The following is an 11,666-nucleotide window of genomic DNA, read 5'->3' as shown; positions in this document are numbered from 1 at the left end:
ATGGGCCGGGGATGATCAAGTCGGAACTTATACAGCGCATCGCGCGTCGCAACAGCCATCTCTACCAGCGTGACGTCGAAACGATTGTCAGCACAATCCTCGATGAAATCACGGCGGCGCTCGCGCGCGGCGATCGGGTCGAGCTGCGCGGTTTCGGCGCTTTTTCCGTCAAGAAGCGGGACGCCCGGACGGGGCGCAATCCGCGCACCGGCGCGCAGGTCTCTGTGCAGGAGAAATCCGTGCCCTTCTTCAAGACGGGCAAGGAAATGCGCGAGCGGCTGAACGAAAACTACCAGGGCTGAGCCGGGTTTGCCGCGCGCCGCACGGGCGCGCGGATGAGGGGACGCCGGGCTCTCGCGGCCAACGCGCGGTCGTTACATTCCGGCGCGTTCGCCGGCCATCGGGGAAGAGCTCATGAAGGCCTTACTGCGCATCATCATTTTTGTTCCGCTAGCGTTGATCCTCCTGTTTTTTTCCATGGCCAATCGCGCGCCTGTGAAGATCGGGCTCGATCCATTCGCGGGGGGCGACGCCGCCGCGCCCTCGATCGAGGCGCCGATGTTCATGGTGGTGCTCGCCGCCATGGCGATCGGGGTTCTCGCGGGCGGCGTAACGTCGTGGCTCGGTCATATGTCGGTCCGCCGCGCCGCCAAGGTGGCGCGCGCCGAAGCCAAGAAGACGAGGCTCGAAGTCGAGAAACTCCGCCAGCAGGCCCTTGCCCAACTGCCCGCCGATGCGAATGCGAAGGGCGGCAAGCGCTGATCCGGTCGGTGGGGAAATCGAGAAGGAAATCGAAAATCCTGCCACCCGGCCGCTTGAAAAACGTCGCGGGCGCCGATAAGAGAAAGCCGCGCGACTGAACGTCGCGCATGCCGCAATAGCTCAGCTGGTAGAGCACATCATTCGTAATGATGGGGTCGGGGGTTCGAATCCCTCTTGCGGCACCACGAACTCCACGAACGATCGCGCCCTCTGCGCTCGGCGGATTGTGGCGACGCGGTCATCGCCGAAGCGACCAAATTGGGAGCGGGCGGCGGCCGGAGGCGCTGCGGGCTTTCCGTATGTGTGACGCGCGTATTTGGGGCGTCAGGCAAGTGTCCACGCCCATAGGTTGAGACTTTGCCGCGCGGCTGCCATATAAATTGGCAAACAGGCGATCATTCCGCCGCGCATCTATTTTCTTCGCAGCTGAAAACGGACGCGGCGGCAGGCAGTTTCAGCTTGGGATGTTGTCGTGCCAGCAACAAGATACGCAAAATTTTTTTCTCTCTCGGGACGTGAGAGGCGGATCCTGGGGATGGCGTTCGTCTTGATGCCGATTTTCTGGCTGGCGTTGCAGGTTCTTGGATTCAAGAGCTTCATGCGCTGGTTCATCGGGGCCCCTTCGCCTGGGCTGGCGCCGGTTTCCCATGACGACGTCGTGAAGATCGCCCGTCTCGTCAACACGGCGGCTTTCCACCTTTTCGGATCCGACAATTGCCTGATCCGATCCTTGTATCTGGCCTGGCTGTTGCGCCGTCTCGGCGTCATGTGCGAGTTGCGGATCGGCACGCGATTGGCCCCCGGCCGCCTCATGGGCCACGCCTGGATCGAAGTCGCGGGCGTCCCCGTGAACGATGCGGCGGATGTCGGCAAGCATTACGCTGTTTTCGAAAAATCTTTCACGTGAGGTCGTTTCGGCAATGAGCGCCATAGCTGGCGTCGTGCAATTCGACGGCGCTCCCGTCGAGGCGGCGGCGGTCGAAAAGATGACGACTGCGATGGCCCTGCGTGGGCCCGATGGATGCGCGCAGCGCGTCGAGGGATCGGTTGGTCTCGGGCACTGCATGCTGCGGACGACGCCCGAGTCTCTTCACGAATCGCAGCCGCTGACGAATGAAGATGAAAGCCTCGTCCTGGTCATGGACGGCCGTGTCGATAATCGTGAGGATCTGACGCGGGAGCTCATGTGGCGGGGCGTCGTGTTGCGCGGCGATACGGATGCAGAGCTGGTATTGCGGGCTTACGAGACATGGGGCGAGGAATGCCCTCACTGGATTATCGGCGAGTTCGTCTTTTTCGTCTGGGATTCGCGGCGAAGGCATTTGTTCGGCGCGCGGGACGCGGCGGGCGCGCGGCACTTTTATTATCATGAGGGCGCGCGCTGGTTTGCTTTCGCGTCGGAGATCAAGGGCCTGTTGGCGCTTGGGCGCATCGACGCCCGGCTGAATGACTCGCGGGTCGTCGATTTCATCGCGCCCGAGTTCGATCGGGACGACGAAATCGGAACCTTCTATCGCAATATCAAGCGGCTGCCGGCCGGACACGCGATCAAGGTCGCCGCGGAAGGCGCGGTAAGCTGGCGGTACTGGGATCCCGGCAACCTCCCGGCGGTCTCCTTTGCGTCGCTCGACGAATGCGCGGAAGCATTTCTCGAACAGCTCCGCGTGGCCGTGAAATGCCGCTTGAGAAGCATAGGGCCCATCGGCGCGGCGCTGAGCGGCGGACTCGACTCCACATCGATTGTCTGCCTCATCAGCAAGGAATTCAGAGGGCGTCTCAGCGAGCCTCTGCGAACATTCTCCCTCATCCGCGACGATCGGGAAAACTGTCTGGACTGGCCCTGCATAAGAAGCGTCATCGAGAGGGACGACTGGATAGACGCGGAGATTCTGACTTCCAGCCTGTCAGGCGAGACGTGCCGCGCGTTTCTGGCCGCCGGCTGCGCGGCGGATGAGCCCTTCGCGCTCACTCATGGATTGGTGGCGCATTTGATCTACGGAGCGGCGAGCGCCAAGGGCTGCAGGGTCGCTTTAGACGGCATGGCGGGCGATCTGCTGTTTTACGGCTATGAGGGAAGCCTGAACGCCGTCCTTCAGGAGAGATCGTTTGGGTCTCTCCCGGCCATCTTTCGCGCCCACGTCCGGCATGGGGTCGGCGGGGTGTCGGCCCTCCGGCAAGCGGCGCGTCAGGGACTGGCCGCCCTGACCCCTGAATCTATTCGAAACTTCTATCGGGAATCGCGAGATCAGCGCGCCCTGCTGCGGGGCGGCGCCGCTTGCTCCTATACAGAGGTCACGAGAGGCGCGCTGGCGACGAAATACGCACTGCGCCGCGAGGCTGCGGCGAAGGCGCGGAACCGGGGCGATCAGGCGCACCACGCGCGATACTTCACTTCCGGCCTTCTGTCCTTTGCGCATGAGGTCTACGGGGAAATCGCGTTCTCGAAAGGGGTGGAGCCCCGCAGTCCGTTTTCCGACCGCAGAATGATCGAATTTGCAGTGAGAATGCCGGTTGAATCAAAACTATACGCCGAGTGGTACAAGCGCCTCCTGCGGCGGAGCATGGACAGTATACTTCCTGAGGAGGTTCTGTGGAGGAGGAGCATAAACGGCAATCCAGGCTGGAAATTTCATCATACACTGTTTCAGATGATGGTTGACGTTTATCCTCAAATCTGTGACCTTCGCCGGGACAATTTGGCTAGGTGGGTAAGTTTCGTTGAGTCTGCCGGGGGCGTTGACGACGAGCAGTTGCTCGAGCGGTTCGGCCTCGGCGCGTTGAGCGTTTGGTTGACGGAGCGCGAATTCAGAGGCGGCTGATCCCGCCTGCATTTCTGATCGCGTCTGCCTTAAGGAGAGACCTATGGACCAGAAAAATATTGAGCCGTCGCAGGCGGACGCTGACCGGAAAACCTATGCGCGTCCGGAATTGACTGTCTATGGGACCGTGAAGAAACTGGTCCAATCCGGCTGCTCGGGCCGCAGAGAGAATCACGAGCATCCCGGCCCGAACCGCGCTAGGCCTTGAGTCGCGCCTGCTCAGAGATCGGGAGCTGAAACAGAAAGGTTTCGCGGCGGATCCGACATCCGTTGTGGGTCGCTCTTTTTCGGTTGCCGATTTCCCTCGAAGCATGTGGATGACGGCTCGCGTGCGGGACTCGGGTTCGGAGAGCGGTGTGGGGGTTTCCGATTTCACGATTTTGGCGCCGCGCCAACAGGGGCGCGAATTGGACCCGCCTTTCTATGAGTGGGTTTTTCCGGACGGAAGCCGCGCCGCGCAATTTTACCGCATGCCGTCCGGCTATCTCCTGCGCTTTCCCGGTCTGGCGGATTTCGAGGTGGCGGAGGAGGGCTCCCGCATCTCCTGTTTTCCCGCGCCGGGCGTCGATGACGCGACCCCGCACCACCTGTTCCAAAGTCAGGTTCTTCCAGTCCTGCTGGGGAATCGGGGGCGCTATGTGTTTCACGGCGGCGCCGTCGAAATCGGGGAGTCGGCGGTTGTGTTTCTCGGCCAGTCGGGGCGCGGCAAATCGACGTTGGTGGCCAGCTTCGCAAGCAGCGGGCATCGCCTCCTCGTCGATGACGGATTGATGCTCGAGCCTTGCGACGATGGGTTCCAGGTGGCGCCTGGCCATCCGTCCGTTCGCCTCTGGAGCGACAGCGAAAAAATCCTGTCGAAAAGCGGCGTCGAGCGCGCCGCGGCATTGCATTTCACGACAAAGACCCGGTTTCTGGCCGGATCCGGACTCGCCTATTGCGATCAGCCCCGGCCCTTGCGCGTCGCCTATTTTCTGGGGGACGGCGGCGCGCAAGAGACTGTCTTCCGCAAACTCACCAAAGCCGAAACCCTCATGGGCTGGGCGAAGAATTCTTTCCTGCTCGACGTGGAGGACCCCGCCATCGTCGCCAGCCACTTCAAACGGATAGCAGCTCTGACAGATGCGCTCGTCGGTTACGAACTCGATTATCCGCGGCGGCTCGATGAACTCGGGCGGGTGCGAAAGGCCATCGTCGAGCATGCGACATCCGAGGGAGCGACCTCATGAACTCGGTCGATAATCTGGTCATTTCTCCCGATATCCTGGTTCAGGAGGTCGGAGAGGAAATCGTCCTTCTGGATCTGAGAAATGGAACCTATTACGGCCTCAACCAGGTCGGCGCCTGCATGTTCCGATGCATCAGGGATGGAAAGGCGCTCGAAGAGGCTCGCGAGAGCCTGTTGGACGAATTCGAGGTGGCGCCGGATGAGCTCGACCGCGATATCGCGCAATTGGTGGAAGAGCTGCTGGCCCGTCGTCTGTTGTGGATGAAGGACGCATAATGCGCCGACTCCGGGGTCTGCCGGCGGTCGGGCGGGCTTTGGACGACCCGGAGGCGTTGGCGTCCTTCGCGGGCTGGTTCGGCCGGTCGGATGAATGCGCCGTGGCCGAGCCTGGGGACAATCGCGCGGAGCTCTCCGGCTAGGCCGTGCGCCTCCTCGACCTGCCAAAGTCTCCGTAAAACTTCGCGGCCCTGGAGATTTCCAATTTGAGCGACGCGCCCGCCGCCGCCACTGTTCTCGACGCGTTACGTCAGATTGCGCGCTTCTGGCGATTGCTCGTCGCCGAAGTGGGAGCGCGTCGCCTCTTTATCGCCAGCGCCCTGGCTTTGAGTTCGGGCCTGAGCGAAGGCGCGGCGCTGCTTTTTCTGGTTCCGCTGATCCAGTCGCTCGATCCCGCCGGCGGGCCGACGCAGGGACCGATGACCTGGCTGCCGCATTGGCTGCAACGTCTCGGCGTGCAGCTCAATCTCACCAGCGTATTGGCGATCTTCATCGCCGTGGCGGCGGCCCGTTCGCTGCTCAATCGCCGGAGCGACCTTTACCTCACCAACTTGCGCCTGAATTTTCTGAGCGAAACGCGCGTCCGTCTTTATTCGGCGATCGCACACGCCAACTGGTCCTTTTTGCGCCGGCTTCGGCCTGCGGATTTGCTGGCCGCTCTCACCGCCGAGACCGATCGCCTCGACACGGCGGTGTATTACGCGCTGCAAATGCCGAGCCGCATGTTGCTCATCGGCGCGCATATCGCCGCAGCTTGCGTGATCGCCCCCGTCTTGACCCTTGCTGCGCTCGCAGTCGGTTTCTCCCTTGTCTGGATTGCGCGGGGCAGGCTGAGCGAAAGTCTGCGCCTCGGCGAAGCGCTGACGACCGCCTATCAGGACTACCAGCATGCGGTCTCCGAGTTTCTCGCCGGGCTGAAGATCGCCAAAAGCTATGTCGCCGAAGAGCAATATGTCTCGGCCTTCGCCACAACCGTCGACGAGATAAGGCGAAATTTCCTGTCTTTCGTCAAAAGCCAGGGCAACGCCCGGACGATGCAAGAGATCGCCGGCGCCTGTGCGGTCGCGGTTTTCCTCGGCGTCAGCGCCGGCGCGTTTCACATGCCGGTGGCGCAGGTTCTGGTGCTGGCTCTGATCTTCTACCGGCTCCTGCCCCTGGTGCAGTCTCTACAGCAGGCGGCGCAGGAGCTCTTGCACGTCGCGCCCGCCGCCCAGACCATTCTGGCGCTCTTGAGGGACTGCTCAGCGGCGCGCGAAACGCCGCATGGCGAGCCGCAGCAGGCGTTCAACCTCGAGAGAGAGATACGCTTCGACAAGGTCTCCTTCGCGCATGCGGCAAACGCGCCAGAGGCGTTGCGCGACGTCACCCTGCGCCTGCCGAAAGGCGCACTGACTGTCCTGACCGGCTCTTCTGGAGCCGGCAAGAGCACGCTTCTCGATTTGCTGGCCGGGCTCCTGTCCCCCACGGAGGGCAAAATCCGCATCGACGACCGGGAGCTGACAGGCGAACTGGCGCAGCTATGGCGGCAATCCATCGCTTATGTCGCGCAGGATCCCTTTCTGTTTCACTCCACCATTCGGGCGAATTTGTCGATCGCCAAACCCCATGCAAGTCAGTCCGAACTGCGCGAGGCGCTGACGCTGGCCGGAGCGGCGGGGTTTGTCGATGCGCTGCCCGAGGGGCTCGAGACGATCGTCGGCGATCGCGGAACGCGGTTTTCCGGCGGCGAAAGGCAAAGACTGGCCCTCGCGCGCGCTCTTCTCCGTCGCCCCGCTCTCCTGATCCTCGATGAACCGACAAGTTCGCTGGACGAGGCGAACGAGCGAATGGTTCTGGAAGGGATAGAGGCGCTCGTCGGTCGGGTGACGATGGTCCTCGTGACCCATCGCCCCGCGCGCGTCGGCGCCGCCTGCCAGGTCCTGCGACTTGAACAAGGGCGCTTGATCGCGCCGGCGTGACGCAGGGAGGACGGGCGCGGCTACGACTGTTCCCCCGCCTGATCTTTTGGCTTTAGATCGGGAGCATTATTTTTCAGCTCCGATCCGCGTCCCCGAATTGAAAAAGCGCGGGAAACGTTCTCTTCAATCGCTTCGCGACCGTGTTCACGATGCGATGCACATAAAGCCACGCCAGCCAGTTCGGTTCGACGTGGGCATACATTTCGCGCATATATTCGACGGGAGGAAAAAGAATTTGTATCAGAAAACGTAGCTTGTCCCCTGCGCCCGGGATCGCCGCGAAATTTGCAGAATACTGATCCAGCGGCGAAGCGGCGAGATAAGTCGAGATAACATCATTTGCGCCCGTTTTCCGCCGCCGCTCCACGATCTCGCGTGACGGCCCGCTTCCGAAATACGCCCTCGCCTTTTCGAGCGCCTCGAGGCAATTGTTGAGCAAGCGCTTTTCCTCGACGAGATCGAAGAAGGCGTCGTAATCGGCGCTTTCCCAGTTCTTGCAGATCAGGCTCATATCATAAAACCATATGAGACGATCGCCGTCGTAGTATTCAACCCCATCCACAAAATAGGGGCATTCCTTGTGTTCGGCTCGATGCATGCAGGCGATAGCCAGCGCGTGCATATCGCCAGGTCCAATTGCGTGGGGGCTCAAAGCTGGTAGAGGAGAGGCGGCGCGGACCAGTTCATCATAAGAAAACAGTCTGGAAAGCACCTGGGCATTGCTGATCCGCCAATGGAGGTCGATTTCATGCGCGCCAAGGCCCGCGTCCTCGATCGCATACTCTATGGCGTTGCTGACGAGATCGCCGCGCGCGCAGGCCGTGCGGCGGAAACCCAGCGATTCGAGCGCCTCGCAGCTTTGCTCTTTCGCGTGAAGCGGGATGAGCGCGTCCGTGTCGCCTCTCCTCCTCATGAAGGGCGCGGGATAGGCGCTGTAAGCGAGCGCGGTTCCCTTGAAAAGAATGGGGCGTACGCCGATCTCGGCGAGGCGGTCCAGGAGGCTCCCCAGAATTTCCTTATGGCGCATTTCCCACATCGCCTGGCCGACAGCCGCCTCTCTGCATGCGTCCAGAATGGATGGGGGCCAGCCCAGCTCGCGGAATGTCCCATTGGTCAGATGCTGGTGAAGTAATGCCTGAACCCCATGATACGCGCTCCGTTCGAGAAAGAGGCTCGTGAATGCGTCATTTCCATCCGCCGGCCAGGTCGGGCGTTCGCCGCGCAACAGGGCGCAAATGATGGTTTCGGCTTCAGGCATTCAGCGCAAGTCTTGCATCGTCGATTGAGCCACTTTCGTTCGCCGGCATGAAAACGTGCGCGCGGTTGCGGTCGAGAGGAGACATGGTGTCTCAAAAGGACGCGGCCGACAATCCCGTGGTCCGAAACGCCCGCTGGTGGGCGGCAGAAGAGCCTTCAGGTTCGAGAGCGAGGTATCAGGCTGCGTTTTGCGCCAATGCATCGCGCCGCCGCCGGCGTTCCTGACGCGTCCTGCCTTGCGTGTGAGCTTCGCCGCCGCCGGGCGCCTTGATCAGGAGCGCGCACGCAAAGGCAAAGACTGACAGCAGAGCGTTCGTGCGAAGCGGATAGTCCATGAGCGAGTGGCCGAGAAAGAGAAAAATGACGATCATGGCCGCATCCTGCAAATAGACGTCGATAACGGGCCGGTTGATCGCCGTCCAGACCTTGCGCGCGCGCGTGACGAGCCAGACAATAAATACGCATAGGAGCATGAGGCCCGCCATGCCTGTTTCCAGCGCCAGTTCGAGCAGGTCATTATGCGCGTGGTTCGCATAGACGCCGCTGAACATGTCTCGCGGCTTTTCGAACATCTGGTAGGCGGAGACAAAAGAGCCCAGGCCGGATCCGACGGGCATGAAAGCCTTGGTCGCAAAAAAGGTCACTCTGGCGAAGACCGGCCGCTCATCGGAAAGCGGATCGGCGCCAAATCGGTCGAAAACGCCCTGGATCGACGACCAGCCTACGAAGAAGAATGCGACCAGCGCGAGCATGATGAAGGCGGCGGCGACGGGGAGCCAGTGTCGTCGCCCGAGGCTTTCCGACTCGGCGCCGTCGAATTCTGCGTGGGGAGAGGGGCGTATCGCCGCCAGGATGGGGAGCGCGCCCAAACCGAGAAACAGGAGCAGGACGCCGGCGCGCGACCTGACGACCAGCTCGACGGAAACGAGCGCGACAAGGGCGAACGCCGATCCGGCCATGGTGACGATGGTCTGGTGGTCGATCCGGTCTTGATCCAGTCGAACGGCGTCGTAGGACGCGAGAAGCCAGGCCGTCGCGAATGCGGCTCCGCAATAAAGCAGAGCGCCAAGATGATTGCGGTTGACAAAAAATCCGACGGGCGACGGATCGCGCAAATCGACGTTGTAGAAGCGAAACGGACTATCGACGCCCTGCGCCGCCTGCAAGAGAGCGACGAATGCGCTCAGCACGGCAAATGCGACCAGCAGCAGACTCAACAGGCGGCATTCCCTCCAGTCGAGGGTCAAGACTGCGAGAAAAAGGGTCAGCGGCGGAAGCAAAGAGAGCATCGAGAGCCAAGTCTCCTGGCCGGATAGGCTGATGGCGGCCCAGTCGGGGGAGCGGCCAAGCAGCGTATACGTGGAGACCAGCGCCTCCCGTCCTGGAAGCTGTGTCCAGATGAGGGGGGGCAGCGGTATGAGCTGAATGAGCGGAAGCGCGAGTATGGCCGCGCAAAACGCCAGCGACCAACGCATCTCCCGTGTTGTCGGCAAATTGCATAGCCGCCAGCCGGCCAGGAGGAGCAGCGGCACGGCGCAAAGCTGAAGCAGCGCGTCCTGAAGGGAGGCGTGCTTCGTCGGGCCGCCAAGGACGAGGCTTGCGAGAAAACAGGCGAAGGTGAGGTAAAAAAACACCTGTCGTCGTCCAGTCAAATTGCCGGGCGACGACAGGGGCAAAATGGTTCGACCATTTATTGCAGCGATTCCGCCTTACTGGCTGGCGCCAGCCGGCGGCGTGACGCCAGCCGGCGGGATGAAAGTGGAATAGGAGTGCTGCTGGGTCGCCAAGGCGGCCGCGATGCCGCCGCCGACGCCGGCGATGCCGCCCACGAGAAGCCCGCAGGCTGCGACATTGTCCCCAACGCCGCAGCAACGCGGATCGACAGAGTCCCGGCACACGTCCTCCGGGCTCTCGCCGCGGCCGGTCAGCTGCGCCCGGAACGAACAGGGCGACTGCTTCGCGACGGTCGCGAGCGCGCCGCCCGGGATGGTGACGCTGCATCCGTCAGAATACACGAGCTTGGCCGTAGCCTTTTTGCCAACCTTGATCTTGTCGCCAGGAGCGAGGTCGATCGATTTATCAAACTTTGCGAAGCCTGCGCCGTGGTTGACGAGGACATCGCCCTTGATATCGCTCAGGGCGGCGGCATGCGCCGTGCTGCTTGCAAGAAGTGCAACCATAAGAACTTTGAGAGTTTTCATCAATACGCTCCTTCAGGCGATCGCCTAGGATAATCCGCCAGCTTTGGCTGTATTCAAATGACCGACCCTATCTTCAGCGGTAACCCAGGGCGGCCGCTCCCGCAAGCAAAGCCGTGACCATTCAATCAATTTTTCCCTTGAATCGTTGCGATTCGGCAACAGTCCCGAGAGAAGTTGATTAATGGCATACTAATGTTTCGGATCGACTGGCCACATCAAAATCTCGCCTGAAGTGATCGCGCCTATTGCCTCTGGTCGTGACGAGGATTTCTTTTTTTTTGCTTCTGCGATAACCGTAAGTAACTGCGGCCCGTATGGCTTAGCTTACGGTTTGACAAGGTGCTCCATGGATTCCCAAGCGCAAGAGGATTTTTTCCTGAAGCCAATTAGATTGCTGTTAATATTCATATTCGCGAGCGGCTTCGCCATTGGCGTCAGCGGCTGCAATGGGGTTCCGGAGGGGGACGGTGGTTTTTCTTCACAGGAACGGCAGCCGTCGAGTTCGGAAGCGGCCGCTGCGAAGGTCGCAAACAGATATGTTTCCGCAACAACGCCTGGCAGCTCCACCTATCTGATCGGTCCGCAGGACGTGCTCGAGGTCACTGTCTTCAAGGCGCCGGATCTTTCCAGGACCGTTCCGGTCGCCGATGACGGCACCATAAATCTGCCCTTGATTGGGCAGACGATGGCGAGCGGCAAAAGTCCGTCTGCGTTGGAACGGGACATACAGAAGCGTCTGGACGCCGGCTACATGCGTTCGCCGCAAGTCACCGTTTCAATCAAGGAATACAACAGTCAAAGATTGACGGTCGAAGGAGCGGTCAAAAATCCGGGCGTCTTCCCCATGCGCGGGAGCGATACGCTCGAACAGGCGATCGCCAGGGCGGGCGGGGTGGAGCGCTCTACGTCTTCAGATAGTGTAGTGGTCTTCAGAATCGCCGAGGGACAGAGGACGATGATACGCTATGACCTCGGCGATATTCGCAACGGGACGGTCGAGGATCCGCCAGTCGTTCCCGGCGACGTCATCGTCGTCGAGGATTCCACCACGAAAACAGGCTTGAACCTCGTCCTCAAAGTTTTGCCGATCGCAGGTTACGCGGTTCCATTCATTTAACGGCTGGCGGACGCCGCCCAAGGGATAAGTTGATGGCCGACAGAGAGCTGC

12 protein-coding genes and 1 tRNA gene are annotated in these 11,666 nt (G+C 61.2%); 10 read left to right on the top strand and 3 right to left on the bottom strand.

Annotated elements, in window-relative coordinates; genetic code table 11:
* Positions 1-11 precede the first annotated feature (11 nt).
* The 9 genes from ihfB to WOC76_RS18335 all read left to right on the top strand — a co-directional run bounded on the left by ihfB (position 12) and on the right by WOC76_RS18335 (position 7,040).
* Positions 12-302: an integration host factor subunit beta gene (ihfB, locus tag WOC76_RS18375; RefSeq protein WP_341104750.1), complete on the top strand. Its 291-nt coding sequence runs from the start codon at positions 12-14 to the stop codon at positions 300-302.
* A gap of 112 nt (positions 303-414) precedes the next feature.
* Positions 415-762, top strand: coding sequence for a LapA family protein (locus tag WOC76_RS18370; RefSeq protein WP_341104752.1), 348 nt, complete (start codon positions 415-417; stop codon positions 760-762).
* A 109-nt stretch (positions 763-871) separates the two neighbouring features.
* A tRNA-Thr gene (locus tag WOC76_RS18365) sits at positions 872-947 on the top strand.
* 350 nt (positions 948-1,297) lie between these two features.
* A complete protein-coding gene (locus WOC76_RS18360; RefSeq protein ID WP_341104754.1) occupies positions 1,298-1,669 on the top strand; it encodes a lasso peptide biosynthesis B2 protein in 372 nt (123 codons plus the stop codon).
* Positions 1,626-3,581 (top strand): asparagine synthase-related protein, encoded by a 1,956-nt coding sequence (locus WOC76_RS18355; RefSeq protein ID WP_341104756.1) that lies wholly within the window; start codon positions 1,626-1,628, stop codon positions 3,579-3,581. Before WOC76_RS18360 ends, WOC76_RS18355 begins: the two co-directional genes overlap by 44 nt.
* 356 nt (positions 3,582-3,937) lie before the next feature.
* Entirely contained in the window at positions 3,938-4,807 is an 870-nt protein-coding gene (locus tag WOC76_RS18350; RefSeq protein ID WP_341104757.1) for a hypothetical protein, read from the top strand.
* Entirely contained in the window at positions 4,804-5,082 is a 279-nt protein-coding gene (locus WOC76_RS18345; protein WP_341104759.1) for a PqqD family protein, read from the top strand. The genes WOC76_RS18350 and WOC76_RS18345 overlap by 4 nt, the downstream gene beginning before the upstream one ends.
* A complete protein-coding gene (locus tag WOC76_RS18340) occupies positions 5,082-5,225 on the top strand; it encodes a hypothetical protein (RefSeq protein ID WP_341104761.1) in 144 nt (47 codons plus the stop codon). Before WOC76_RS18345 ends, WOC76_RS18340 begins: the two co-directional genes overlap by 1 nt.
* Before the next feature lie 63 nt (positions 5,226-5,288).
* The gene (locus tag WOC76_RS18335; protein ID WP_341104763.1) at positions 5,289-7,040 is read left to right on the top strand and encodes an ABC transporter ATP-binding protein; all 1,752 of its coding nucleotides are present in this window, start codon (positions 5,289-5,291) and stop codon (positions 7,038-7,040) included.
* A 73-nt stretch (positions 7,041-7,113) separates the two neighbouring features.
* Here WOC76_RS18335 and WOC76_RS18330 read toward each other — a convergent pair whose 3' ends face one another.
* From WOC76_RS18330 to WOC76_RS18320, 3 genes are all read right to left on the bottom strand, one after another.
* Positions 7,114-8,298, bottom strand: coding sequence for a nucleotidyltransferase family protein (locus WOC76_RS18330; protein WP_341104764.1), 1,185 nt, complete (start codon positions 8,296-8,298; stop codon positions 7,114-7,116).
* 175 nt (positions 8,299-8,473) lie between these two features.
* On the bottom strand, positions 8,474-9,931 hold the full coding sequence (locus WOC76_RS18325; protein ID WP_341431530.1) for an O-antigen ligase family protein: 1,458 nt from the start codon (positions 9,929-9,931) through the stop codon (positions 8,474-8,476).
* 75 nt (positions 9,932-10,006) lie between these two features.
* The gene (locus tag WOC76_RS18320; RefSeq protein WP_341104767.1) at positions 10,007-10,498 is read right to left on the bottom strand and encodes a hypothetical protein; all 492 of its coding nucleotides are present in this window, start codon (positions 10,496-10,498) and stop codon (positions 10,007-10,009) included.
* Positions 10,499-10,730: 232 nt separating this feature from the next.
* On the opposite strand from WOC76_RS18320, the gene WOC76_RS18315 reads away from it, so the two are divergent.
* Positions 10,731-11,615 carry a polysaccharide biosynthesis/export family protein gene (locus tag WOC76_RS18315; RefSeq protein ID WP_341431529.1) on the top strand — a complete coding sequence of 295 codons (885 nt, stop codon included), beginning with the start codon at positions 10,731-10,733 and terminating at the stop codon, positions 11,613-11,615.
* Positions 11,616-11,666: the final 51 nt, after the last annotated feature.

Origin of the sequence: Methylocystis sp. IM3 (assembly GCF_038070105.1) — a bacterium.
Lineage (GTDB): Bacteria > Pseudomonadota > Alphaproteobacteria > Rhizobiales > Beijerinckiaceae > Methylocystis.
This window is presented reverse-complemented; position numbering and strand designations above follow the sequence as displayed.

Coding starts and splice junctions, on each gene's coding strand:
- WOC76_RS18320 (WP_341104767.1), bottom strand. CDS start 10,498: ATGAAAACTCTCAAAGTTCTTATGGTTGCACTTCTTGCAAGCAGCACG.
- WOC76_RS18355 (WP_341104756.1), top strand. CDS start 1,626: ATGTCGGCAAGCATTACGCTGTTTTCGAAAAATCTTTCACGTGAGGTC.
- WOC76_RS18340 (WP_341104761.1), top strand. CDS start 5,082: ATGCGCCGACTCCGGGGTCTGCCGGCGGTCGGGCGGGCTTTGGACGAC.
- WOC76_RS18345 (WP_341104759.1), top strand. CDS start 4,804: ATGAACTCGGTCGATAATCTGGTCATTTCTCCCGATATCCTGGTTCAG.
- WOC76_RS18330 (WP_341104764.1), bottom strand. CDS start 8,298: ATGCCTGAAGCCGAAACCATCATTTGCGCCCTGTTGCGCGGCGAACGC.
- ihfB (WP_341104750.1), top strand. CDS start 12: ATGATCAAGTCGGAACTTATACAGCGCATCGCGCGTCGCAACAGCCAT.
- WOC76_RS18370 (WP_341104752.1), top strand. CDS start 415: ATGAAGGCCTTACTGCGCATCATCATTTTTGTTCCGCTAGCGTTGATC.
- WOC76_RS18360 (WP_341104754.1), top strand. CDS start 1,298: ATGGCGTTCGTCTTGATGCCGATTTTCTGGCTGGCGTTGCAGGTTCTT.